Source organism: Mesorhizobium sp. WSM4846 (assembly GCF_055811415.1).
The window spans coordinates 1-24,142 of the sequence record NZ_JBVVPZ010000005.1 but is presented as its reverse complement, the minus strand read 5'-3'; the positions used below and the strand labels follow the sequence as shown (position 1 = coordinate 24,142).

Below are 24,142 nucleotides of genomic sequence, written 5' to 3'. Positions count from 1 at the left end.
ATAAGCAATCCCGCAAGTACAGATACAGTTGTTTTCTGAAAAAGCTGCTGTCTCATCTTCGCCCAATCCCCATTGGTATTTGCAGTGAGCAATAGCCTCGATTCTTTCGTCTGACCAGATCGGGGAATGAAAATAAGTCTGAAAACTATGGATGGATTTTCTTACCTGAGCCGGTCGCGCTCCGCCATGCGCAGCAACGCCTGTTGGTACAGGTCCGCCGTCTGTTGGTCGAAGCAGCAGAAGATGACGGTTTCCGGACCCGCGTTGTGGCTGATGAAGGCGCTCACGGTGCCAACGGCGATCTGCGTCGCCTGGTCCTTTGGATACCGGTATACACCGGTCGAGATCGCCGGAAATGCCACGGTCCGGCAATCCTTGTCGGTGGCGAGTTCGAGCGACCGGCGGTAGCAGGAGGTCAACAACTCGGCTTCGCCCTTGCCGCCGCCTTGCCAGACCGGTCCGACCGTGTGGACGACATAGCGTGCCGGCAGCCTGTAGCCCTTGGTGAGTTTTGCGTCGCCGACCTTGCAGCCATTCAGCGTCCGGCATTCGGCCAGAAGCTCGGGGCCGGCCGCCCGGTGGACGGCGCCGTCGACGCCACCGCCACCCAGAAGTGAGGTGTTGGCGGCGTTGACGATGGCATCGACCGCCAGCCTGGTGATGTCGCCGACATGAACGCGAATCCTGGGCTCGCTCATCGTCACATCCTGAACACGCCGAAGCTCGTCTCCTCGATCCCGGCGTTCAGCGCGGCGGACAGGCTGAGCGCCAGCACCTCGCGCGTCTTGGCCGGATCGATGATGCCGTCGTCCCAGAGCCGGGCGGAGGAATACAGCGGGTGGCCTTCATGCTCGTATTTCATCAGGATCGGCTTCTTGAATTTTGCCTCCTCCTCTGCGCTCCATTCCCCGCCCTTGCGCTCGATCCCCTCGCGCTTGACGACGGCCAGCACGGTGGCCGCCTGCTCGCCGCCCATCACCGAAATGCGGGCATTCGGCCACATCCACAGGAAACGTGGCGAATAGGCGCGTCCGCACATGCCGTAATTGCCGGCGCCGAACGAGCCGCCGATGATCATGGTGACCTTCGGCACGCGGGCCGTGGCGACCGCCATCACCAGCTTGGCGCCGTCCTTGGCGATGCCGCCGGCCTCGTATTTTCGCCCGACCATGAAGCCGGTGATGTTCTGCAGGAAGATCAGCGGGATCTTGCGCTGGCAGCACAGCTCGATGAAATGCGCGCCCTTCAGCGCGCTTTCGGAAAACAGCACGCCGTTGTTGGCGATGATGCCGACCGGCATGCCGTTGAGATGGGCAAAGCCGGTGACCAGCGTGGTGCCATAATTCTGCTTGAACTCGTCGAATTCGGAGCCGTCGACGATGCGGGCGATCACTTCACGCACGTCATAGGGCTGGCGCAGATCGGTCGGCACGATGCCGTAGAGTTCTTCGGCCGCATGAAGCGGCGCAATCGGATCTCGCAGCGCCAGCCCGATCTGCTTCTTTCGATTGAGGTTCTTGACGATGCGGCGCGCGATCGCCAGCGCATGCTCGTCGTCCAGCGCAAAATGATCGGCAACGCCGGAAAGCCGCGTGTGGACCTCGGCGCCGCCCAGTTCCTCGGCGCTGACGTCCTCGCCGGTGGCGGCCTTCACCAGCGGCGGACCGCCGAGGAAGATGGTCGCCTGGTTGCGCACCATGATCGTCTCGTCCGACATCGCCGGCACATAGGCGCCGCCCGCCGTGCACGAACCCATGACGCAGGCGATTTGCGGAATGCCAGCAGCCGACATGTTGGCCTGATTGTAGAAGATGCGGCCGAAATGGTCGCGGTCGGGAAACACCTCGTCCTGGTTGGGCAGGTTGGCGCCGCCGCTGTCGACCAGATAGACGCAAGGCAGTCGGTTCTGCAGCGCGATCTCCTGGGCGCGCAGATGCTTCTTCACCGTCAGCGGATAATAGGTGCCGCCCTTCACCGTGGCGTCGTTGACGACGACCATCACTTCGCTACCTTCGACGCGGCCGATGCCGGTAATGATGCCGGCCGATGCGATGTCCTCGCCATACATCGACCACGCGGCGAACTGGCCGATCTCGAGGAATGGCGAGCCGGTGTCGAGCAATTGCGCGAGGCGCTCGCGCGGCAAAAGCTTGCCGCGGCTCTGGTGGCGCTCACGCGCTTCCTCCGAGCCGCCACGCTCGACGGTTGCCGCCTTTTGCGTAATGTCGGCGACCAGCGCCCGCATGCGCTCGGCGTTGGCGCGGAATGTGTCGGAAGCTGGCGAGATCTGCGAGGTGAGGGGGGCCATTGGCGTTACCGGATCAGTTCGATCTTGCAGCCGATATCCAGGTCGCCCCAGTCGCGGTCGGCGGTGACGGCAATGGCGTTCTCGCGAATTGCCAGGGCGAGGCAGGCCCGATCGCCCAACGACAAGCCGCGCTGCCGCGTCAGCACGCGAAGCTGACCCGCCGCGAATCCCATAATATAGTCGAAAACACCGACCCGCAATCCGAGACTGGCGAGGTCGTCCGCGGCCTCTTCCATGCTGCGTCCCTTGTCGATCAGCTTGGCGATAATTTCGGCCGCATTGACGGAGCTGAATTGCGCATCCGGCGCGAAACCCAAGGCAACATCGGTGCCTTTCTCGTTAAGCAGGATCGCAAGCGCCGCCGAGCTGTCCATGACGTAAGCTTTCACTTCGCTCCCTTCCCCGCCGTTCCTTCGGCATGAAGCCGGTCCAAACGTCTATCGCTTCGACGCTGTTCTTCCCGCCGCTCCTTCAGGAATTCGTCGACGACACTTTCGCCGGGCTTTTTCAACGCCGACAATTCGGCCTGGACGCGCCGCAGGTTCCGAAGCCACGACCTTACCCGCAACTCGCCGTTCTCGACATGAAGGATCAAGTCTTCACCAGGCTTCACGCCCATTTCCTCGCGCATCGCAGCCGGGATCACGAAGCGTCCGCCCTCGCCAAGCCTGACGCGCTCGCGTTTCGCTGGCATCCGGAGCGGAGTTTTTTGAGCTCCTGCGTCGAATTGTGTCGGCGGGTTCTCGTCAAACCCAACCTTTTCGGTTCCGTTCGCCATGTTCTGCCTCGGTCCGGAAATATGACATCTCAGCAGAAATATGGGGCAAATTGTCCAGCATGGCAATTCAGGAAATAGTGCCATCAGACTCCTTCCGCCATGATTTCCCGCCCGATCAGCCAGCGGCGGATCTCGCTGGTGCCGGCGCCGATCTCGTAGAGCTTGGCGTCGCGCAAAAGCCGGCCGGTCGGATAGTCGTTGATGTAGCCATTGCCGCCCAGCAGCTGGATGGCGTCGAGCGCCATCTGCGTCGCCTTCTCGGCAGCGAACAGCACGCAAGCGGCGGCGTCCTTGCGGCTCGTCTGGCCGCGGTCGCAGGCAGCGGCGACGGCATAGACATAGGCGCGCGCGGCGTTCATCGTCGTATACATGTCTGCGAGCTTGCCCTGCACCAGCTGGAACTCGCCGATCGGCTGACCGAACTGCTTGCGTTCGTGCACATAGGGGACCGCCACATCGAGGCCCGCCGCCATCAGCCCGAGCGGACCGCCGGCGAGCACCGTGCGCTCGTAGTCGAGACCCGACATCAGCACCTCGACGCCGCGCCCTTCCTCATGCAGCACGTTGTCGAACGGCACTTCGACATCCGAAAAAACCAGCTCGCCGGTGTTGGAGCCGCGCATGCCGAGCTTGTCGAGCTTTTGCGCGACGGAAAATCCGGCGAAATCCTTTTCGACGATAAAGGCGGTGATGCCGCGCGACTGGAGTTCCGGATCGGTCTTGGCGTAGACGACCAGCGTCTCGGCATCCGGGCCGTTGGTGATCCACATCTTGGTGCCGTTCAGCACATAGCAATCATTGCGCTTTTCCGCGCGCAGTTTGAGCGACACGACGTCGGAGCCGGCGCCGGATTCCGACATTGCCAGCGCGCCGACCTTTTCGCCGCTGCACAGCGCAGGCAGATATTTTTCCTTCTGCGCCGGTGTCGCCCAGCGATTGATCTGGTTGACGCAGAGGTTGGAATGGGCGCCGTAGGAGAGGCCGACCGAGGCCGAGGCGCGCGAAATCTCCTCCATCGCCACGACATGGGCGAGATAACCCATGCCGGTGCCGCCGAATTCCGGATCGGCGGTGATGCCGAGCAGGCCGAGCCCACCGAGCTCGGCCCACAGATGCGCCGGAAATTCATTCGAGCGGTCGATCTCGGCGGCGATCGGGCCGATCTTGTCCTGGGCGAAGCGCCGCACCAGGTCGCGCAGCGCCTCGATGTCTTCGTCAAGCCCGAAGTTGAGTGTGTGCGTGTACATGCCGTTCCTCCCGGCGCACGGCCCCGAATTCGATTTCGGGAAGGGCGCAAAATCAAAGTGCTACAGCGTCCTTTGCTCGCCGGCCGCCGGCGCTGCAGGTCGTTGTCGCGCCATGGCCTTTGCTCCAACCAGGCGCATCGTCATTGAAAGATATGTGGCGGTCACCTCCGAGATCGATAGCCGCTCGCCCGGCCGGAACCAGACGATGACGCCGGTCATCATCTGGATCAGCGCCATGGCTGTCAGCCCTGTGTCTTCGACGCTGAAGACGCCGGCTTCCGCGCCGTCGCGCAAGATAACGCGCAGCTCCTTCTCATAGGCGGTGCGCATACGCAGGATCCGCGTCAGGCGATCATGCGACAGGCTGCGCAATTCCATGTTCGAGACATGGGTGGAATGGCGGCGCTCGACTTGGAAGGCGATGTGGTTTTCGACATAGGCGGCGAGCCGGGTCGCCGGATCGGCCGCGGCCGGGCGGGCCGCGTCCCACGCCTCGATCAGCCCTTGCATGTGCTCGCGCATCAGCGTGAACAACAGGTCTTGCTTGGTCGGAAAATAACGGTAGAGCGCCGCCGCCTGGACGCCGACCTCGGCGGCCAGCTGGCGCATCGACATCGCCTCATAGCCGAGACGCGCGATCAGGCCGACCGCCGCCTCGCGGACCGCTGCTTCGGTCTTTTCGCCGTCGGAACCGGTCGTGCGCGCCATGCAAGCCTCGTTGAGAGAGCAAGAATAAAACGAACGTTCAATTAATTCAAGAGCGCGGCCTTCCCTTCTCCCCTTGTGGGAGAAGGTGGATCGGCGCGTAGCGCCGAGCCGGATGAGGGGTGTTGGACGGAGCGCCGTCGGTGCCAAGCTAGAACACCCCTCATCCGACCTCGCTTCGCGAGGCCACCTTCTCCCACAACAAGGGGAGAAGGAAGTGCGGCGCCTGTTCGGCCTCTCAGCTTCCCCGTGCCGCCGCCAGCGCACCCGGCAATTCCTCGGCAAAAATGTCGAGCTCGTGGTCGAGGCCGACGCTGACCCTGATGCAGCGGCCGAGCACCGGCACCATCGGCTTGCGGATGAACACATCGCGCGACAAAAGCGCCTGCAGCACCTTCAGCGCGAAGGCGCCGTCGCCGCCGCAGTCCATGGTGACGAAATTGGTAGCCGAGGGCAGCGGCTTCAGCCCATGGGCCTCGGCGATCTCCGCGATGCGCCGGCGGCCGGAAGCGACCCGCGCCACCACACTTTGCAGATAGTCCTGATCGGCCAGCGCCTCGACGCCGGCGATCTGCGCCATGCGGCTGACGCCGTAGTGGTTGCGGATCTTCTCGAAATCGCGGATCACCTGAGCGTCGGCTACCGCATAGCCGCAGCGTATGCCGGCCAGCCCGTAGGCCTTCGAGAAGGTGCGCAAGCGGATGACGTTCGGCCGCGACACGTCGATCGGCGGCAGCGCCGAGGCAGGGCCCAATTCGCCATAGGCCTCGTCGAGCACCAGCATGGTGGTCTCCGGCAGGGCTTCGATGAAGCGGATGAGCTCCGCCGCCTCCCACCAGCTTCCCATCGGATTGTCCGGGTTGGACAGGTAGACCAGCGGCGCTTTGTCCCTGGTGACCGCAGCCAACAGGCCGTCCAGGCTTTCCCGGTCGTTCTCGTAGGGGACCGCGACCAGCCGGCCGCCGACGCCGGCAATATGGAAATTGAAGGTCGGATAGGCGCCGAGCGAGGTGACCACCGCGTCGCCTGATGCCACATACATGCGCGCCACCAGGCTGAGCAACCCGTCTATGCCTTCGCCGACCACCACGTTTTCGACGCCAATGCCAAGATGCGCGGCAACAGTCACCTTCAAATCGTGATTGTCTGGATCACAATACATCCACATGTCGCGGGCGATGCCGGCCATGCGGGCAATGACGCGCGGCGAGGGGCCAAAACTGCTCTCATTGGCGCCGATGCGGGCGCGAAAGGCGCGGCCGCGATCCCGCTCCTGCGCCTCCGGGCCGACAAACGGCACCGTCGAAGCAAGCACGCTGACGATCGGCGTGAGGGGAGGGCGCTGGCGCATGGCAAGTCTCGCTAAAAAAGGGGCTCGCTCGAAAAGGGCCTTCTTGCTAGCGCGGCACAGTTGGCCGCGCAAGCTCCCGCCTTGGCTGCAGCCAGCATGCTGGATTCCCCCCGCACTTTTTGCTAGCGAGATATTTCTTTTTGCTAGCGAGATATCATGAACAATCGACTCCCGCCTGCCTGGTCAAAGCACATCAAGCCCGGACCCGCGCCAAAAGCGAAGGCGCCGATAGTGAAGCCTTTGGTGAGCCCGCAGAAAGCAAGCGCCCAATCGCGTGCACAGGCCGACGACGCATTGCTGAAGCAGGCATATGCCTTTCAGCAGGCCAAGCGGCTCGACGAGGCTCAGGACCTATGCCTTCGGGTTCTGGAGCGCACGCCAAACCATCCGCTCGCCTTGTACATCCTGGGGACCATATATCTGGGTTACGACGATGAGCGGGCCTTGCGATATTTTGCACGGGCGGTCGGCGAGGAACCTAAAAACCCCTACTACCACCTCAGCCTGGGCGAGGCCTATGTGAAGGTCAGCGAGTATGCGCCAGCAATCAAGCATATGCAGTACGCCCTGGAACTGCAGCCCGGCCTTATCGAAGCACTTTGTGCATTGGGGCGCACTTACACGGCGTTTGACAAGCCCGACATGGCTCTGCCGCTTTACGAGAAGGCGCTGAAAATCAACCGCGATCATCCCAAGGTGCGAGCCGGGCTGGCCAGCGCGCTCAGCGGCCTGGGGCGTATGGATGAAGCCGCCGCCTATCTGAAGCAAGCGATCGCACGTCGTATTGGCGTGCCGGCTGCCTACAACGACCTTGTACAGACGCGAAACTTCACCGAGGAGCCCGAGGAGCTCCAATCCATCCTTCGTGAGCTCGGTAATCCGAAACTTGGTTCGGAAGGCGCGCAGCAACTCCATCACGCCGCCGGCAAGGTGCTGAACGACCTCAAGCGCTATGACGAGGCATTCGACCATTTCAACAAGGCGAAACAGGCCTCCGGCCAAAGGTTCGATATCGATCTGTATCGTCGGTGGGTCGATTCGATGATTGAAACCTTCACGCCGGACTTTCTGGCTGCCAGGGCCGGCTATGGAAATCCTTCCGAAGCGCCTGTGTTCGTGGTTGGCATGCCCCGCTCGGGGACGACGCTCACCGAGCAGATCTGCGCCAGCCATCCCGACATTCATGGCGCAGGGGAGCTTAGCAAACTGAGTCGGGTTGCTAATGCGATCGGCCTCAAGACATCATCGGCTGGTGATTTGAACCAGCCGATCACCTCGATCACGGAAGACCTGTCCAGAACGCTGGCCGAAGAGCATCTGTCCTATTTGCGGGCGCGGGCGCCTGCCGCACTTCGCGTCGTGGATAAGACACCGCACAATTTTGAACTGATCGGCCTTATCGGGCTTCTCTTCCCCAACGCGCGCATCATTCATTGCCGCCGTGATGCCATCGACAATTGCGTCTCCTGCTTCGTCCTCAAATTCAGCGAGGCACACAGCTACAACACCGACCTGAATACACTAGGCCTGTATTATCGCGAGTATGACCGCCTGATGCGGCACTGGAACGAGGTCTTTCCAGGCCTTATCTTCGAAAATCGCTACGAAACGCTGGTCGACGACCAGGAAGCGCAGTCACGCCGCCTGATAGATTATCTCGGGCTGCCTTGGGATGACGCCTGCCTGCGCTTTTTCGACAGGGATGGTTCGGTCAACACGCCCAGCCGCTGGCAGGTTCGCCAACCGATATACAAATCGTCGGTCAAGCGCTGGAAGAATTATGAAAACGAAATTCAGCCACTGATACAGTCGCTGGGCGATCTCGCAGAGATTTGACCGGGGCTCTCTCCTTCTCCCCTTGTGGGAGAAGGTGGCCGAGCGAAGCTCGGTCGGATGAGGGTGTTCCAGCTTGGCACCAACCGCACTCCGTCCAACACCCCTCAACCGTCTTGGCGCTGCGCGCCAATCCACCTTCTCCCACAGAGGGAGAAAGAAGAGCCCTGTCCGGCAGGACAGAGGGGGACGAGAAGGATCGCCGCTGCTTTCATTCTGTGCAGCTGCATTATTCGGCTGAAAACATTCCGCCCTTGACAGCCACGCCGATACAAAAAACCCGGCGGTTGCCCGCCGGGTTCGAGTTCAGTCAGACGCTGCTGATTAGAACGAGCGCTGGAAGCGGAGCATGCCGCCGAGGCTGTCTTCGTCGTCCGCAGCGGTCCAGTTGGAGAAGTCGTCCTCGCCGAAGTCGCCGGCGTGCAGGTAATCGACTTCGGCCGTGATCGTCAGGCCCGGAACGATGTCATAGGCGATGTTGGCAGCGATGCCGAGGTTTTCGCCTTCGTCATACGAGATCTGGGTGTTGAACGAGGTCTTCTCGTTGATGGTGTAGGTGCCACCGCCCCAGACCGCCCAGTTGCCGCTCCACAGCTTGTACATGCCGCGGCCGCCGGCGACGGGTGTTGCGAAGCCGGGATCCTCGTAGTTGTCGTCAGTGCCGTAGCCGGCCATGATGAACAGCGACAGGTTCTCCATCGGGGTGATGTCGAGGCGAACCTTGCCGGCCACTTCTTCGTAGTTGGCGTCGTAGGCAATGACGCCGGTGATGGCGCCCCAGCCCTGCGTCCACTTCAGGCCGCCGACGACATGCGGAACATAGCTGTCGATCGTGAAGTCGCCATAACCTTGTTCGAGCGAGACCACGGCCGAGAAGCCGTTGCCGGCGTCGAAATAGTACTGGACGACGTTGGTGTCGAAACCGCCGTAAGGAACAAGCGTATCCTGGATGACGTTGCCGGCGTAGCCGATGAACGTATCGTAGGCCGATTCGTCTTTACCGACGCGCAGGCCACCGAGCTGGATCCAGGCGAAGTTCAGCGAAATGCCTTTGTTCTCGGCAGGGTTAGCGACAATGATAGTCTCACCTGGCAGCGGCTCCAGCGGACCGTCGCCGTCCGGATCGGGACCGGGGACGTATGTGCTGCTGACGTGCCGGTTCCGGTTGCCGAAGTTGAAGCGGGTCTCGGTGTAGGTCTTCAAGGTGCCGAGCTCGGTTTCCTGGCCGGTCCAGGTCTTCAGGTTAAAGCGGGCCTGCTTGTAGTAGGTGTCCTGAATGTCGCCGTCCTCGACGTCGAAGTTCTCAGCACCGTCGAACGAGCCGACGTCGCCGACGCCGATGTCGTAGCGGACATAGCCGCCGATGCGCAGGCAGGTCTCGGTGCCGGGGATGTAGAAGTAGCCAGCGCCGTAGACGTCGCAGATGCGGACGTATTCAGCGGGTTCCGGCTCGGCGACGACGACGGCGTCGGCGGCGCGCGCACCGGAAACTGCGACCAGAGCCGCAGCGGAGCCAAGAAGAAGGCTCTTGATGTTCATTTTCTGACCTCCAGTCAAAAGTTAAAAAACGGGTCTGGGTATTCTTTGCTGAAGGACAGCGTTCCCTGCCCCATCCCCACTACCGAAAAAGATGCGCACCGCGCCGCTCCTTCGAACCCGACATTACCCATGAGGCGGCGGCGTTCAACAACCATCGCATCGGCGAAAGGTCTGTGCAGGCGCTATCACCCTGCCTTGTTGCACAAATGACACGATTTGGCCTCACTCGGAAAGCTCCCGTTAACCATTGGGCTGCCGGAGACAGGTTGGAGACCCATTGGGCCAGCCCTTGCAATCCGGCCGATTCCGGCAATTGCCTGCCGCAATTGCGGCGATGTCTGTACGTCGCCGGCCAAGGCATTGCCGCAGAATCGCCGCATGGCGAAAAGCGGCGAGCGCGAAGCGCGAAGCGCGAAGCGGGATGGCGGAGAGGATGTCCGTCTCCGCCTAATCCAAGGGGTTCCGAGAGCGTCTAGAATATCGGCTGAAACCCTTGCATCATAAGGAATTGAGTTCCGATAGCGTCCAAGGGGGTCTTGCCAAGTCCCGGCGCAAGTTGTACGTAGACTTGTTCGCAATGGGTTCGCAAGCAAGGGGAGAGTTCGAATGCAAATCAACCGCCTGACTGTGGCCGGCGTCAATGCCCAGAACAAGCCGGGACTGTATGCCGATGGGCTCGGACTTTATCTCCAGGTTGCCAAGGGCGGTTCGAAATCCTGGATCTTCCGCTACATGCTTGCCGGCAAGCCGCGCAAGATGGGCTTGGGTTCGGTGCATACAATGCCGCTGAAGCTGGCACGGGAACGCGCGGCGGAACAGCGCCTAAAGCTCCTCGATGCAGACGACCCGATCGACCTACGCAAGGCCGAACGGCTGGAGAAGCTGGCGGCATCCTCAACCGTCCTGACCTTCAAGGAAGCCTCGGAGCGCTACATCAAGGCCCATGCCGCCGGCTGGAAGAATGCCAAGCACGGCGACCAGTGGAAGAGCACACTCGAAACCTACGCGTGGCCTGTCATCGGCGCGCTGCATGTTGCGAAAGTTGAGGACGCCCACATAAGCCAGATACTTGACCCTATCTGGGCCACGAAAAACGAGACCGCCAGCCGTCTCCGGGGTAGGATCGAAAGCATTCTCGATTGGGCGCGCGTGAAGGGCTTCCGCCCGAAGCACAGCGACAATCCCGCGCGGTGGAAGGGCCATCTAGACAAGCTGCTGCCGAAGCCGTCAAAGGTGAAGAAGGTCAGGCCCCAGCCCGCGTTGCCCTACACCGCGCTTCCCGGGTTCATGGAGAAGCTTCGCGGCATGAGCAGCATATCGGCCAGGGCTTTGGAGTTCACGATCCTGACCGCCGCTCGCACTCAAGCCATCACTGGCGCGACGCTGGAGGAGATCGACTTTGAGGCAAAGCTCTGGACCGTTCCCGGCTCACGCCAAGGAACGAAGCTCAACGACGACAATCGCGAGCATCGCGTTCCGCTCTGCGACCGGGCGATTGAGATATTGCGCACGACACCACGCGAGAAGGACAACCCGCACCTGTTCACTGGCGGCAAGCCCGGCAACGGACTGAGCACCGCCGCAATGGCGGAACTGCTAAAGGGCTTCGACCTGCCATCTGACACGCCGGGGCGCCAGCCCGTGGTTCATGGCTTCCGCAGTACGTTCCGCGATTGGGCGGCAGAGCAGACGGCATACCCGAACGAAATGCTTGAAATGGCGCTGGCACACACTGTCAGCGACAAGACGGAAGCCGCCTATCGCCGCGGCGACCTTATGGAAAAGCGCCGTAGGCTGATGCAGGATTGGGCCGATTTCTGTGCAACGGCAAAATCTGCCACCGCATCGAACGTCACCCCGATCAGGGCTGGCGCAAATGGATGAGTCGCTCTTAAGGCAGATGCATGAGCGCGTCGTGGAGCTATGCAACGATCTGATAGGGCTCCAGGGATTGTGCGCGGTCCCCGGCCACAAGGAAGAACTCGGGCGCGAAAAGGCCTCCGCCGCTCTCAATGCGGTGATCTCCTTTTTGCGCGACGTAGGCACCGAGCCGGCTTGGCGCGAGCCCCTTCTACAGCTTTCGGCTGCCCTGGACGACGCGAAGTACGGGCGATTCAATCCAATTACCAAACCCGTCCCAATGCCTCCGGGGACGCCGAACAAATTGGTGATGGACCGCGCCGACGACGGCATGGCAGCGGCAGCCGTCGATATCCTCAACACGCATTGTAAGGCGGACGAAGCGTTGACCACGGTTGCCAGGGCTCTTGGCTACAAAAAGGAAACGCTCCGCCAGATACGAAAGAACCTCAGGGCACCGAAAACTAAAAAGGGACCACCCAAGGCGTCCGAGGAAGCTGTGGCAGCCTACCGCTATTGGATGGATGAACTGCAGCGTCGTGGCATTCCGGCCAAGGATTTTGTCAACCACATGTTCGCGACGAGAGGGTTCAAAGCCGACGCCTGAAAATGGAGTAACCCTCATAATGAGTTACTCCCGCACCCCTGCTTTCTTACGTGGGCCAGCAAGTTCCCGCTGGCTCTATTTAGGAGAGCAAAAAACATGGTCCAGACAATCCTTCGCCGCGACGAGGTAGAGCGCGCTACCGGCCTTCCTCGCTCCACCATCTACGCCAAGATTGCCGCCGGCAACTTTCCCAAGCCAATTCAACTTTCCGCCCGCGCCGTCGGCTGGCTGGAGAGCGATATTGCGGCTTGGCAGAAGACCCGCATCGACGCCCGCGACGGAGTTGCCGCATGACCAACTCCGGCGTCGATCACGAACTGTCTGATAAGTCCGACGAGGCTGCCGTCTGGCTCGCTGCCAATTGGTGGAAAGCCGAGCGTCCGTTGGTGCCATTCCTGCGCAAGCGGTTTGGCCTTTCCCCCCATGAAGCCGTTGAGGCCATGCGTGAAAGCGCTCGGATGAGAGGGCTTGCCAATGACAAGCCTTGAAATTGAAACCGCCCCCGGACTGGCATCCGAGAGCGGCAATTCAAAGTACAGCAGCCCGACAACCCTACCGGAACCGAAGCGGCACCGCAATGGCATGACGTCGCAAGCTCGGTGGAAGGAAGCCAATCCCCAGGCCGTATGGGCTCACCAAGCCCTCCGCAGCGCTCTGAACCGTGGTCTGGTCATCCAGGAGCCGTGCGAGGTTTGCGGCGCCCTTGTGGCCGAGGCGCACCACCCTGACTACGATCGCCCGATGGATGTTCGCTGGTTTTGCCGGCGGCATCACAAGCAGGAACATCGCCGGCTGAAATGCGAGGTGTCAGGATGAGCGCCCGCACCTTTACCAAGGTATCGCCTATGGTGTGGAGATCCACGCGCTTCATCAAACTGCCTGAAGAAGCCAAGGTCGGATACCTCTATCTCCTCACCAATGCCCATGTCACCAGCGCGGGGATCTACGAACTCCCGCGCGGGTACGCATGTTCTGATCTCGGCTGGGCTGAGGCTGGATACGACAGTGTGCTGAAGGAGCTTTTGGAGGCCGGATTGATCGATCACGACCCGGACACCGAGGTCATCCTGATAGAACGCTGGTTCCGCCACAATCCGCCGACGAACGATGACCATGCCCTTGGTACGCGCCGCAGGATCGAAGCCATCAGCAGCGACCACCTGCGGGAGAAAGCCATGGCTTCCTTCGAAGAGGAGAACGAGGTGCGCATCCAGCGAGAGGCCGCCGCCAGAGCCGCGAAAGCAGCCCGAGCATCAGGAACGGCCAAATCCATCTCGGAAACCATCGGCAATACCTCCAGGCTCATGAGCACTCGATTGATGCAGGGCAATGGCTGACAGCCTGTCCACACCCTGTGGTGAGCCTGTGGTGTCTCTCTGACAGCCTGTCCACACACCAAGACCAAGACCTATACCTATACCCAGACCTGAGACCGGCGAAAATCGCGGAAGGCAAAAGCATCGTCAACGTTCGCATGGCTTGGGAGGAAGAGAACGAACGGACCAGAGCCAGTGTTCCGGGCATGTTTTTCTCTGAAGGCGACAGGCGCTCCAAGACGCTCCAAAGTTGCCACTTGGTCCACTCCGGCGGAGGGTATTTCCGCCTATACCTGTTGATTTACAAGGCGTTTCGCGTTTTGTTCTTGCGCTACGTACAAATGCGCGTACATTCAGCACTGATTTGGAGACCCAGAATTGGCCCTAGACGCAGCAGAGACGAAGCAGGCAACCCGCAGGGAACGTGGCGTGACGCGTAACGGCAAGCTGCGTCTCCCAAGCCTGGACAACCTTGACCGGCGCACGGCCGCCTATCGGGACGCCATGGATTTGATTGACCGGGTGATTGGCGAGCGCGGCGGCAGGGATCAGGTTGACGTGGTTCGGGCTGCCAGTGCCGAGACCTGGGCAGTGCTGACGACGCAGCTTCGCGGAATGCAAGTGCAGTGGCTCAACGGCGGCTGTGTGGACTGGTCGGAGTTCACGACCATTGCCAATGCACGCCGTCGTGAAGGCGAAACGCTCGGCAGTCCTGAGGCGAGAGACATCACCCCGACCTTGTCGCAATACCTCGCTGACAATTACAGCGAGCCGGCCGCATGACCGTTGCTCTTGCCAACGTCACCATCGATCGGGCTCTGCGCGACCCGAACTTGCTCGGTGCTGGCCTTGGGCCTGCGGAGACTTGGGGCGTTTGGATCTCCATCTTGAAGGCTGCCCGTGCGCTGCCGTTGACCGATGCCGAGCGCGCCGTCTTTGCCTCCGTTTCTGGTGGCAGGGAACCACCGCTGAATCGCGTTCGTGAGACCTGGGCCATCGTAGGCCGACGCAGCGGCAAAAGCCGTATGGCGGGCGCTGTGGCCGTCTACGAAGCCGTCACTGCTGATATGTCGAGGCTCGCTGCGGGCGAGGTTGGAAACGTGCTTGTGCTGGCTGCCTCGAAGACGCAGGCCCAGAACGTGTTCAACTATGTGCGCGGGTTCCTCGAAGCCTCTCCGATCCTGGCGGGAATGATCGACAGCATAACGGCTGATGAGATCAGGCTATCCAATCGGACGGCAATCTGCATTCACACCGCCAACCACCGCACCATCCGCGGACGCACCGTCATTGCCGCCATTTTCGATGAAAGCGCATTCTGGCGTTCAGAGGAATCGAGCAGTCCGGATGTCGAGGTTTATCGGGCTGTGTTGCCTTCCCTGGCCACCACGAACGGGATGCTGGTCGGCATCAGCTCGCCATACGGCCAAAAAGGATTGCTCTACAACAAGCACGCGGCTTCATTTGGCCGAGATGATGGCTCGGTGCTGGTCGTGCAGGCCGGGACAGCGACCTTCAACCCGACAATTGACGCCGCGATCATCGCCAAGGCTCACGAGGAAGACCCCGAGGCGGCCCTGGCGGAGTGGGATGGGCATTTCAGGTCCGATCTCTCCACCTTCATCGATCGTGGCATTGTGGAGCGCCTTGTCGATGTCGGCATTCATGAGCGGCCTTATGACCGGAAATGGAAATATACCGCCTTTTGCGACCCATCCGGCGGCGCCCATGACAGCATGACGCTCGGCGTCTCGCACCGTGAGGGCGATATTGCGGTGCTTGACTGCATTCGCGAGGTTCGCGCGCCCTTTGACCCCGGATCTGTCGTCAGTGAATTCCGCCGTGTCCTCGATGTCTATCGGATTACGAGCGTCACCGGCGATCGGTATGCGGGCGCCTGGGTTTCCGACGCGTTCCGTAAGGAGGGCATCCGCTACATCGCTTCGGAGCGTTCCCGCAGCGAAATTTACCTCGACGCGCTGCCGCTGCTGATGTCGGGCTCGGCGGCGCTGCTCGATAGCACGCGCCTGGTCGGGCAAGTTGCGCAGCTTGAACGCCGCACCACACGCTCGGGCCGGGATCAGGTCGACCATATGTCCGGTGCCTCGGATGACGTTGCTAACGCCGCGCTCGGGGCACTGGTTCACGTCCCATCCACACGACGCGCCGATGCCGTTTCTCAGAGTTTCCGCACCCCTGTCGTCCATCTGGGGCACGCCAACATGAAAGCCCGGCGTGACCAGCCCGCGCGGCCCACGTCAAACAGCTCAAGGCCTGGCTACGGCCCGCCGCCCTGGCGCGATGAAAGGACCAACTAAATGACTGACATTTCGACCCGCCGCACAGAGGCAGAGACGCGGCTGGCCACGCTCCGGCAGATGCAGGGCGTTGCCCTGCTGGACGATCAGGACTTCGACCACAGCCCGTTGAACGAGGTAGAGAAAGAACTTGCCGCCCTTGATGCTGCTGAAGGCGAGGCAGTCCGCCGGCAGCGTGAGCAGGCAGCGGCAGCCGAGCTGCAACGCCTCGCAAATCTTCGCGAGACCCTGGCCATCGTGGAAGAAAACCGCCTTGAGGCCGTCGACCGTGCCGAGAAGGCAGCCCGCGACCTCTGCGATGCCCTGAAGGAAGTCCGCGCCCGCAGCGCCGACGCCACCCGGCTCTTGCGCGCCCTTGGTGTTCATCCTGCCGTGCTGCTGGACACTTACGAATCCGAGTTCCGCATGAGCTTGCGTTTGGCGGCAGCAATCAAGCCCCTGGTCGGCCTTGGCCGGCGGTTCGGGCAGATCACGTTCCCCGAGGGCCGTAGCCCCTACGACAAGCCATGGCGGGCCGAAGAGCAGGCACTCGCCACCCCCGACATTTCCCGCGCCTTGAAAGGATCATTCTGATGGCAAAGACCGCTGCACTCGACATTCCCGCATCATCGGAACGGGCCGTTCCGGAAATCGACCCGGCCCGCGTGACGCCGCAGCACTCCGGTCAGATTTGGCGGGAGTACATGGCCCGCGTCCCGGCTGATTTGGTCGCCGACGACCTCAAGAGCCCTTCGGCATGGCGCAAGGTGCAGGCGTCCCGGAATGCGCTGAAGAAATTCGACCGTGTTTTCGTGGTCAGTTACGATGAATCCTGGGTTGCGGAGGCGATCGTCGCCAGTGCCGATTCCAAGGGCGCAGTGCTGGCAAAGCCCCGCGTGACGACCATGCCGGCGCGCTATGACGCCTTGTTTCAGGATGAGCTCTATCGAGTGGCATGGAACGGCTTCGGCTACGTGGTGGAACGCAAGTCCGATGGCCACGCGATGACCCAGGCCACGGCGAACCCCGAACTCGCGACGCGGCTTCTGGTCCAGCTTTACCCGGCGAGGGCAAGCTGATGAGCAATGAAATTACTGTTTCCGAGAATTCTGGCGCGGCCGCTGCGACTGGCCCTGCGACAGATGGCCTTGCGGGTGACGGTGGGCAGGCGGGTTTTGCCTCCTTGTCTGTCAACCCCACCCGCAAGGCAAAAATCGAGCGGATCATGAACGAGGATTTCGACCTCTACGAGCGATCCGGCCTGAACAAGGAATATCTCGCCCTGCTCGAGGCGGAACAGTTCGAACTTGACCCGGATTCGATGCCGGCGACACGTCCGCTCGCGGCCGATGTGTCGCGCAACGAGATGTGCAGTTCGGAAACCGGCCGCCGCCTCGTCAAGGATTGGGAGCAGGCCGGCGGCTTCAAGGTGCATTTGACCCATGTCCAGAACGATGTCGGCGAAATCGTCCGATCGCTCGGCAGCGTGCGCGAACAGCGCGTGTTCATGGCGAAATTCGACAGAGATATACCGGAGCCGGCGCGCTACGCCGTCTATGACGAGATCGCGGCAGGCAGGGGGCTCTATGTGGCTCCGGCGAGTTCGGCAGAGGTGAAGCTCTTCGCATCCACGCCGGCCGGTCGCACGCTGATGGAGGAATGGGGAAGCGTCGCGGCCGAGCGGGTGGCGATGCTGCGCAGCCGTGCGGCACGCATGACAGCCAACATGAGCGAGGACGAAGCGGACGACTTCTGGACATGGTTCGATACCCTCAATGCCGGTCCTGTCGCTGCCATCTTCCGCAAGCTGGCAGGGTGATCGCTGTCGAGCGAACACACGGCAAGACAGGATGGAACTTTAGCGATTTCTAAAAATTGTCTGTGACCAGCGGGCACGCACCTCCGCTGCCCGCTGTAGATCGGGTCGGCAACAAACCCGATCGAGCCCGCGCTCTCCGCCAGAGGCGCGGGCTTCTCTCGCTTTTCTCAGCGGGGCAGAGACGTCGCGCGAACAGACATTGGATCAAAATCCGGCTCACGGGAAATCGAAATGCTGCCATTCCACGCATCGATGGACCCGACATTGACCGTCAAGCGTCTGGACATAGGAGGCGACGGGCACGGCGGGGCGGTCGCACTCATTGCCAAATTGGCGGACATATCGATCATAGGTGTTGCGGCCCGTGGTCAGGACGACCGCGCGCCGGCTCTGGATCAGCTGCTGCGTCTGTTCGCAAGTCATGGTGCCCGCATCCGGCCGGGCGTAAGCCATGCTTGTGGCGGCGAACAGGATCGCCGCGGCTGTCGATTGGGCGAGCTGTCATGCTGCATCCTCACCAGGGTCGTGCCTAACGCGCACCTTCGCCAGTGGTTCCGCAGCTTCACCCGGAGCAGCTAGAGCGTCTAGCCGACAAGGCAGGCGCCACCCCGCCGTAGGGTTCATTCTCCTCTGTGGAGCGCGGGCTTTTCAATTCACAGGCTGCAGGGGTTGATGCTCCGGCTTCGCATGGTGAAGCACCTGGCCGAGATCGCGCATGTCGAAATGCTGCCCGCACACTGGACAATGTTCGAAATGCTCCGCCTCGGGCTTGATTGGTTGGTCGTGGTCCCTGCCTCAAAAAACTTCGGAACCGTTGCAGAAATCACGCATTACAACTGCAGCGGTCGATTCCTTCAGGATGTAGCCGCTAAGACACTCCCCAAGTGAAAGCCCGCTGCCGGCCCCTCCCGCCAGCGGGCTTTTCGCTGTACGGCGTCGTGTCGTCAAAGCTGACTGGCGGTAGTCCGCTGTGTAAAGCCATAAGGTGCCCCGCAATGAGTCAATACGTCTGGCACCGCAATTGCATGGTCAAGGATGGGGAACGGGTTGGAGGCCCGTCGCTTCGCAAATGAAGCGGCGGGTCTACTACATACCGGCCGCGCGCCAGGATAAAGCGCGTCGCATGAGGTCGGTCAGACGCGACGCGCTTTAAGACTTGCCTGTCGCAACCGATGGTAGTAACTGATATGATTAAGTCTAAAAGTTGAGTAAATGTGACGCGGGTTACTAGGTGCCATGAGCGAGCGCGGTGAGGAATACCTCCCTGAATGGATTACAGGCCATCTGTCCGATGATCCGGTAATTGCCAGAGACATCTCGGCCAGAATTTTGAACATGAACAATGTTGGGGTCCCGTCCCGTGGGATGAGGAGAAGCCAGCGGAAAGAAGCGTCGATCGAGGGCGGCGGTGAGATTTTGGGGGCTCTGTCGACGCGCGCGATCACCGTCATCTTCCCAGACGCAACACCCATCATGCTATTGGCTGTTTTGGCGCTTTCCGTGCTGTTGCTCCTGGGCGTGGCAGGTTCCGGGCTATTAGATGAGGCGGTTGCGTCAACACTCTGATCGGGAGGCCCAATTGCGTTTCCCATAGACCTCAGGAATATAATCCTCTCCGTTGCGGCGAACCCCTTTCACGGAGATCGCCATGCCCCAAAAGACCCTCGCCGACACCCTGGCCGCCCGCGAAACCATCTATGTCAATTGCGGACACCCGATGTGCTGCAAATCGACGAAACTCGACATCCAGGCGCTGATTGACAGGCTCGTCCGTGACCACGGCTCGATGCATGACGACCTGGTCGGGCTCTTTGTCTGCTCAAATTGCAAGGCTGCCGGCCGTGACCGACGGTCGGTGTTCTTCACATGCATTCCTGACTACGAAGGCCAGCAGCGGGCACGCAATCGAGACTGGAAGCCAACATTCGAACGAGAGGGCTGAAAGTGGCCGGCGCCGCTTGAGCGGGGTGTTGGGGTAGAATTGCGCGTAGGACGCCGGCCTGGCGGATTGGGGTCCGCCGCACGAATAAGCTAACAGAGGTTGGGGGCGGGCGGAGATACGCGATCACGGAAGTTCTAATCGTGGTTAATCCACCATGTCACGCAGTGGCGCTTCGGCGGTCGGTATTTCTCGACCAGTCTGACCTTGTCAATTTCGACCGTCAGCCAGCGGTCCCAGGTCGATGGTCACCCTGCCGCCTTCCTCGTTTATGCGCGTGATCTCTCCGGTGAGCTCGATCTGCTGCCCCTGCTTCACCTTGGTATGATCAATGATCGAATGCGGGAAGCCATAGCTCGGGATGGAGACGCTGACGCGGTCCTCAGTGACCCGCCTCCGGACGGTGGCCGTGATCGCCACCAGATCTCCAATCCCAATTCCCCGCGCCATTCCATGAGTCTGGAGCGGGCGGCGTCTTAGTCAAGAGATTGCTAATATAGGTGGCCGCTTCATCTAAACGATGGACGAAGCCCATCAATGGCCGGTGCTATTTGGATGTATGTCGCAACCTTACTTGCCCCCGAGCCACCTTGCTATCGCTATGCTCGCGATCAGCGTCAGCTATGCCGAAGCTGCGGACCGTAAGGTCGAAACCGCGACGCTCGGTACGTACGCCAATTCGAAGAACCTGCCGGTTTGCACCGCGTCAAGCTCACTCTTCGAAGTCCTCGGTGACAAGTGTTTTCTCGTCAAAGGTTCGATGGTCTATGGCGACATCGCCGAGCTATCCCAGATAGTCACCTTTAACAGGTAGCTGCGCGCAAGCTTCGCCCCGAAAAGGCATGGCTGGATTTGAAGGTGCGCCAGCGTCAACCGCGAGATGCGGGAGCGGCTGTGTAAGCGCGTCCAGGAACATGCCGGCGAGACGCCCAAGGACATGCCAAAGCGGCCGGCAACAAAGTGGGTCAAGCCGGGCATCATGGCCCGCGTGAAGCACCTGAGAGGCGAGGAAGACCTAAGGCACGCCTCACTGCAGGATTTCTGGGATGAGAGTTAGTGGTCAAAATCTGACGCTTGGTACCCGAAACGGAATACCGCTGCCGACCCGTTGCAGACTTTCCCGAGCTGTAATCGCTTGTGCAAATTTTGACCTCTTTGTGGAAGTCCGTGTCCAAGGGCGGGTCGGCAGAAACTGCAGCCGGCCGGACGGCCCGCAGAGACACGTGCACTAATCTGCCTATGGGTGTACCCTTCGCGACTGCGCCGCCAGCCGCACACTGGCGTTCTCCCGAGGAGGTATTCCCATGACCGCGTACAAAGTCGGTTATCTCATTGGCAGCCTCGCCAAGGGCTCACTCAACCGGAAGCTGGCCAAGGCGCTCGTGAACCTAGCGCCAGCCGAGCTCTCGATGGCCGAAATCCCGTTCAAGGACCTGCCGCTCTACAGCTACGACTACGACGCGGATTTCCCTCCGCAGGCAAGGGCCTTCAAGAATGCGCTCGCCGCAGTCGAAGCCGTGTTGTTCGTCACGCCGGAGTACAACCGCTCGATCCCAGGCGGGCTCAAAAACGCGATCGACTGGGCGAGCCGACCCTACGGCCAGAATTCGTTCACCCGAAAACCGTCGGCGATCATCGGCGCCTCGCCGGGTATGCTCGGGACTGCGCTGGCGCAACAAAGCCTTCGCGGCGTTCTTGCCTTCTGCAACTCCCCGCTGATGAACGCGATCGAGGCCTACATCCAGTTCAAACCCGGCCTGATCACCGACGACGGCGAGGTCACCGACCCCTCGACTGAGGAGTTCCTGCGCGACTACATGATGCAATTCCACCGCTTCATTACTCTGGTCTATACCGCCCTTCCCAGACCGGAGCCAAGTCCTGCTAAAGAAGGCCTGACGTCCACATAAGTTCAAGGACACGCGCGGCCAGCCGGTGCCGAGCGTTAGACTTCAACCACTAGTATGCTGGGCCGCTTGTGGAGGTTGCAATGCTGAATGACATCGTGGCGTGGTTCAAGGCGACGTTCGGGCAGAAAAGCCAAACCCGCACGGAAGCCAAACGGGAGCAGGCCGAGAAGGACAAGCCCTTCTACCGCACGTTGGCTATCGACGGAAAGCGCCGCGTCCACGAAGAGCGGGCCAAAAGAGACAAGAAGGACCGCGATAAGCGACAATAACCGCTCGGGCTTACCGACTTGTTTCATGAGCCGGGTTTGTCAAATATATAATCGCCCGACCGTCATCGCCGCCGTCGAACGAGGGCACCAAGTGTCAGTCCCGGTTTTTGTTCGATGCGGAAGAAGGCGGGTGCTAACCGTCCTGCGGTCAGTTGAACTTCAGTAGGCCGAGGCATTCATTGTCTACGGTTTGGGCGTCGGTACCAAATAACCGCAATGGGGGTGAAACGGACACTCTGCCGCGCCTTTCGGCAGGAAGCCCTTGGCCTCCAGATCATCCACGATCACGGCTTCATTTCAACGGCGACGACTATCACGTCAAGTGCAAGCGCTGCGGCGCACAGGGGCCGCCTGCCGACACATGGGCTGAAGCAGAACGTCTTTGGAATGATCGCGACGGAAGTGACAAGCACTAATCCGCACACCAGCAAGCCCGCTGCCTCACGGTGGCGGGCTCGTTAGCTTGATGGCCTGTTGCTGCTTGCGCAAGGCAAGCTCAAGGCACAGCGCGAGAATCAGGATGCGAAACGAGGGTGACGGGAGCGGGGGCAGCTTTGCCATAGCCCGTATAGCAAATGTTAAGCCGGAATGTTCCTCGTCCAGCCCGCTGCCTCTGGTGGCGGGGCTTTTCAGTGGGCGATCCACTCGGCTGCGCGTCCGACCTCAATACAGGCGAGAACAACGGTGGCGATCGTCACCATCAGCGCCATGCCTCGCTCGAAATTGGCGAGGCGCTTCTCTGTCGCAAGCTCTTGGCCGTCCCAATAGAGTTTGTTGGTCTTGGGGTTGATGCCTAAGAGCGTGGTGCCTTGCAAGCTTATGGCCTGGACACCTTCAGGCCATTCTGGCGGTGGGGCATCTTCCGTATAGCGAAATTTCCGGATGTTATCCCAATCGATCAATTTACCCCTCCCCGAGCTGTGCGCAGTATTGTACGCAGAACTAGTAAAAAGACAGATTATCCAAGAAAAACAAAGGCGTATGGCGGAGAGGATGGGATTCGAACCCACGAGAAGCTTTTGACCTCTACTCCCTTAGCAGGGGAGCGCCTTCGACCACTCGGCCACCTCTCCGTTGCGCTGGTGGATAAAGAAAAGCGCCGGCACAATCAACAAGCCTGACCCATTATCGTTGAAAAAACCGGCTCCCGGCGAAGCGTTGCTCGGTCCTGTCCAGAAAAGCGGCGATGGCGCCGGGCAGGCCGCCGGTCTCGAGGAAAGGCGCATGGCCCTGGCCTTCGACCGTGATCGTCTCGACACAAGGATGACGGTTTCGCATCTGTTCGAAGGTGTCGGCGGACAGCAGCTTCGAATTGTCGCCGCGGATGGCGAGCAAGGGTATTGCCGCCAGCGCCTCGAACTGCGGCCACATGTCTGGCAGCTTCTGGGTCAGGTCCAGTCCGGCCAGCGTCTCGACCAGCTTCGGGTCGAAATCCGGCAATAATCCTCCACCCGTATCTCGGTAGAGCGCCGCTACCATCCGCTCCCAATCCGCCTCGGTCAGGGCAGGAAAGTCGCTGCCGTGCGCGCCGCGCTGGGCGCCGACGGCCTCGGCGTAGGTTTTCGGCTTCGGCGCGCGCTCGAGATATGAGCGGATATGGGCGAGACCGCCGGCCTCGAGCACCGGGCCGATATCGTTGAGCACGATAGCCCGCAGGACTGCCGGCCGCATCACGCCGAGCACATGGATGATCAGCCCGCCGCGTGACGTGCCGATGAAACCAGCCTCGTCGATGCCCAGCGCCGCCAACCCGGCGAGGATGTCACCGGCTTCGACGCCGATATTGTAGTGGCCGATATCGGGGTCGTAGGCGGATTGCCCGCGGCCGCGATAGTCGAAAGCGACGATTTTTCGCGGCGTTTGCGCCCGCCGCGACAGATGCAGCGCCAGCTCATGAAAATCGCGGCAATTGCGGGTCAGGCCAGGCAGGCAGACGACCGGCCAGTGGCCGGAATTCGCTTCGCCATAGATGCGGGCGTGGAGTTCAAGCCCGTCCGGCGAGGCGTAGAAGAAGTCGGAAAAACCGCTCGACATTTTGGGACTCGATTCCTCGCCGTTGTCGGATCGTCTCGACTGCTACAGGCGAGGGCGGGGGTGGTCAAATCGAAGCGTCATTTTCGAGATGTCGGCGGGACAGCGCCCCGGACAGCGCCGCCTCTGTCCTGCCGGACATCTCCCCCACTTGGGGGAAATTGGCTGTCCCTTTGCTTTCGCCAATCGCCAACGCTGATAAGGAAGGCGCTGCCAGTGTAACTGCCAATCTCCCCCTTGAGGCATATGCGCTAAGAGCTTCGGCATGGACTGAAATTTGCGCTTTCGTGGTGGTTCACGCCATCGATGTCGCAAGGCATGGAGATTTTGGCG

General features: G+C 61.1%; 29 protein-coding genes and 1 tRNA gene. 18 read left to right on the top strand and 12 right to left on the bottom strand.

Annotated features, from left to right (window positions below):
• Nucleotides 1-161: 161 nt before the first annotated feature.
• From AC0L15_RS06595 to AC0L15_RS06565, 7 genes are all read right to left on the bottom strand, one after another.
• Complete coding sequence (locus AC0L15_RS06595) at nt 162-698, bottom strand: O-acetyl-ADP-ribose deacetylase (RefSeq protein ID WP_287244239.1); 537 nt, start codon at nt 696-698, stop codon at nt 162-164.
• A gap of 2 nt (nt 699-700) precedes the next feature.
• On the bottom strand, nt 701-2,308 hold the full coding sequence (locus AC0L15_RS06590; protein ID WP_287244237.1) for a carboxyl transferase domain-containing protein: 1,608 nt from the start codon (nt 2,306-2,308) through the stop codon (nt 701-703).
• A 5-nt stretch (nt 2,309-2,313) separates the two neighbouring features.
• On the bottom strand, nt 2,314-2,697 hold the full coding sequence (locus AC0L15_RS06585) for a type II toxin-antitoxin system VapC family toxin (protein WP_473496034.1): 384 nt from the start codon (nt 2,695-2,697) through the stop codon (nt 2,314-2,316).
• Nucleotides 2,694-3,086 (bottom strand): AbrB/MazE/SpoVT family DNA-binding domain-containing protein, encoded by a 393-nt coding sequence (locus AC0L15_RS06580; protein WP_287341837.1) that lies wholly within the window; start codon nt 3,084-3,086, stop codon nt 2,694-2,696. Before AC0L15_RS06580 ends, AC0L15_RS06585 begins: the two co-directional genes overlap by 4 nt.
• A gap of 83 nt (nt 3,087-3,169) precedes the next feature.
• Complete coding sequence (locus tag AC0L15_RS06575) at nt 3,170-4,333, bottom strand: isovaleryl-CoA dehydrogenase (protein WP_287244228.1); 1,164 nt, start codon at nt 4,331-4,333, stop codon at nt 3,170-3,172.
• Between the two features lie 60 nt (nt 4,334-4,393).
• On the bottom strand, nt 4,394-5,041 hold the full coding sequence (locus tag AC0L15_RS06570) for a TetR/AcrR family transcriptional regulator (RefSeq protein WP_287244227.1): 648 nt from the start codon (nt 5,039-5,041) through the stop codon (nt 4,394-4,396).
• Nucleotides 5,042-5,276: 235 nt separating this feature from the next.
• A complete protein-coding gene (locus tag AC0L15_RS06565; protein WP_287244226.1) occupies nt 5,277-6,389 on the bottom strand; it encodes a pyridoxal phosphate-dependent aminotransferase in 1,113 nt (370 codons plus the stop codon).
• Nucleotides 6,390-6,545: 156 nt separating this feature from the next.
• On the opposite strand from AC0L15_RS06565, the gene AC0L15_RS06560 reads away from it, so the two are divergent.
• Nucleotides 6,546-8,225: a tetratricopeptide repeat-containing sulfotransferase family protein gene (locus AC0L15_RS06560; RefSeq protein WP_128247430.1), complete on the top strand. Its 1,680-nt coding sequence runs from the start codon at nt 6,546-6,548 to the stop codon at nt 8,223-8,225.
• A gap of 321 nt (nt 8,226-8,546) precedes the next feature.
• Here the strand turns inward: AC0L15_RS06560 and AC0L15_RS06555 are convergent, their stop codons facing one another.
• Complete coding sequence (locus tag AC0L15_RS06555) at nt 8,547-9,761, bottom strand: porin (protein WP_287244224.1); 1,215 nt, start codon at nt 9,759-9,761, stop codon at nt 8,547-8,549.
• 606 nt (nt 9,762-10,367) lie between these two features.
• Between AC0L15_RS06555 and AC0L15_RS06550 the strand changes: the two genes are divergently transcribed.
• The 14 genes from AC0L15_RS06550 (at nt 10,368) to AC0L15_RS06485 (ending at nt 19,602) form a co-directional block, all read left to right on the top strand.
• Nucleotides 10,368-11,645, top strand: coding sequence for a tyrosine-type recombinase/integrase (locus AC0L15_RS06550; RefSeq protein WP_473496033.1), 1,278 nt, complete (start codon nt 10,368-10,370; stop codon nt 11,643-11,645).
• Complete coding sequence (locus AC0L15_RS06545) at nt 11,638-12,228, top strand: hypothetical protein (protein WP_473496032.1); 591 nt, start codon at nt 11,638-11,640, stop codon at nt 12,226-12,228. Before AC0L15_RS06550 ends, AC0L15_RS06545 begins: the two co-directional genes overlap by 8 nt.
• A 96-nt stretch (nt 12,229-12,324) precedes the next feature.
• Nucleotides 12,325-12,522, top strand: a complete 198-nt coding sequence (locus tag AC0L15_RS06540) for a helix-turn-helix transcriptional regulator (protein ID WP_287244218.1) — start codon at nt 12,325-12,327, stop codon at nt 12,520-12,522.
• On the top strand, nt 12,519-12,716 hold the full coding sequence (locus AC0L15_RS06535) for a hypothetical protein (protein ID WP_287122097.1): 198 nt from the start codon (nt 12,519-12,521) through the stop codon (nt 12,714-12,716). Before AC0L15_RS06540 ends, AC0L15_RS06535 begins: the two co-directional genes overlap by 4 nt.
• Complete coding sequence (locus AC0L15_RS06530) at nt 12,703-13,044, top strand: hypothetical protein (protein ID WP_287244215.1); 342 nt, start codon at nt 12,703-12,705, stop codon at nt 13,042-13,044. Before AC0L15_RS06535 ends, AC0L15_RS06530 begins: the two co-directional genes overlap by 14 nt.
• Nucleotides 13,041-13,565, top strand: coding sequence for a hypothetical protein (locus AC0L15_RS06525; protein ID WP_287244213.1), 525 nt, complete (start codon nt 13,041-13,043; stop codon nt 13,563-13,565). The genes AC0L15_RS06530 and AC0L15_RS06525 overlap by 4 nt, the downstream gene beginning before the upstream one ends.
• Nucleotides 13,566-13,973: 408 nt before the next feature.
• Nucleotides 13,974-14,327: a hypothetical protein gene (locus AC0L15_RS06520; protein WP_287244210.1), complete on the top strand. Its 354-nt coding sequence runs from the start codon at nt 13,974-13,976 to the stop codon at nt 14,325-14,327.
• A gap of 104 nt (nt 14,328-14,431) precedes the next feature.
• Complete coding sequence (locus tag AC0L15_RS06515; RefSeq protein WP_473496031.1) at nt 14,432-15,862, top strand: terminase large subunit domain-containing protein; 1,431 nt, start codon at nt 14,432-14,434, stop codon at nt 15,860-15,862.
• Nucleotides 15,863-16,435, top strand: coding sequence for a hypothetical protein (locus AC0L15_RS06510; protein WP_287244206.1), 573 nt, complete (start codon nt 15,863-15,865; stop codon nt 16,433-16,435).
• Complete coding sequence (locus AC0L15_RS06505) at nt 16,435-16,920, top strand: hypothetical protein (protein WP_287244204.1); 486 nt, start codon at nt 16,435-16,437, stop codon at nt 16,918-16,920. The genes AC0L15_RS06510 and AC0L15_RS06505 overlap by 1 nt, the downstream gene beginning before the upstream one ends.
• On the top strand, nt 16,920-17,660 hold the full coding sequence (locus tag AC0L15_RS06500) for a hypothetical protein (protein WP_473496030.1): 741 nt from the start codon (nt 16,920-16,922) through the stop codon (nt 17,658-17,660). Before AC0L15_RS06505 ends, AC0L15_RS06500 begins: the two co-directional genes overlap by 1 nt.
• A 231-nt stretch (nt 17,661-17,891) precedes the next feature.
• Entirely contained in the window at nt 17,892-18,239 is a 348-nt protein-coding gene (locus tag AC0L15_RS06495) for a hypothetical protein (RefSeq protein ID WP_473496029.1), read from the top strand.
• A gap of 657 nt (nt 18,240-18,896) precedes the next feature.
• Complete coding sequence (locus tag AC0L15_RS06490; RefSeq protein WP_128248488.1) at nt 18,897-19,226, top strand: hypothetical protein; 330 nt, start codon at nt 18,897-18,899, stop codon at nt 19,224-19,226.
• Nucleotides 19,227-19,308: 82 nt separating this feature from the next.
• Nucleotides 19,309-19,602 (top strand): hypothetical protein, encoded by a 294-nt coding sequence (locus tag AC0L15_RS06485; protein ID WP_287244200.1) that lies wholly within the window; start codon nt 19,309-19,311, stop codon nt 19,600-19,602.
• A gap of 207 nt (nt 19,603-19,809) precedes the next feature.
• On the opposite strand, the gene AC0L15_RS06480 is transcribed toward AC0L15_RS06485, so the two are convergent.
• Nucleotides 19,810-20,019 (bottom strand): hypothetical protein, encoded by a 210-nt coding sequence (locus AC0L15_RS06480; RefSeq protein WP_353812977.1) that lies wholly within the window; start codon nt 20,017-20,019, stop codon nt 19,810-19,812.
• Nucleotides 20,020-20,200: 181 nt separating this feature from the next.
• Between AC0L15_RS06480 and AC0L15_RS06475 the strand changes: the two genes are divergently transcribed.
• The 3 genes from AC0L15_RS06475 to AC0L15_RS06465 all read left to right on the top strand — a co-directional run bounded on the left by AC0L15_RS06475 (nt 20,201) and on the right by AC0L15_RS06465 (nt 21,778).
• On the top strand, nt 20,201-20,413 hold the full coding sequence (locus AC0L15_RS06475) for a hypothetical protein (RefSeq protein WP_287244197.1): 213 nt from the start codon (nt 20,201-20,203) through the stop codon (nt 20,411-20,413).
• A gap of 490 nt (nt 20,414-20,903) precedes the next feature.
• On the top strand, nt 20,904-21,509 hold the full coding sequence (locus tag AC0L15_RS06470) for an NADPH-dependent FMN reductase (RefSeq protein ID WP_287244195.1): 606 nt from the start codon (nt 20,904-20,906) through the stop codon (nt 21,507-21,509).
• An 80-nt stretch (nt 21,510-21,589) separates the two neighbouring features.
• On the top strand, nt 21,590-21,778 hold the full coding sequence (locus AC0L15_RS06465; protein ID WP_287244193.1) for a hypothetical protein: 189 nt from the start codon (nt 21,590-21,592) through the stop codon (nt 21,776-21,778).
• Between the two features lie 629 nt (nt 21,779-22,407).
• On the opposite strand, the gene AC0L15_RS06460 is transcribed toward AC0L15_RS06465, so the two are convergent.
• The 3 genes from AC0L15_RS06460 to AC0L15_RS06450 form a co-directional block, all read right to left on the bottom strand.
• A complete protein-coding gene (locus AC0L15_RS06460; RefSeq protein WP_287244191.1) occupies nt 22,408-22,680 on the bottom strand; it encodes a hypothetical protein in 273 nt (90 codons plus the stop codon).
• 80 nt (nt 22,681-22,760) lie between these two features.
• Nucleotides 22,761-22,851: transfer RNA gene (locus AC0L15_RS06455), tRNA-Ser, on the bottom strand.
• Nucleotides 22,852-22,903: 52 nt separating this feature from the next.
• On the bottom strand, nt 22,904-23,812 hold the full coding sequence (locus tag AC0L15_RS06450; RefSeq protein ID WP_287244187.1) for an alpha/beta fold hydrolase: 909 nt from the start codon (nt 23,810-23,812) through the stop codon (nt 22,904-22,906).
• Between the last annotated feature and the right edge of the window lie 330 nt (nt 23,813-24,142).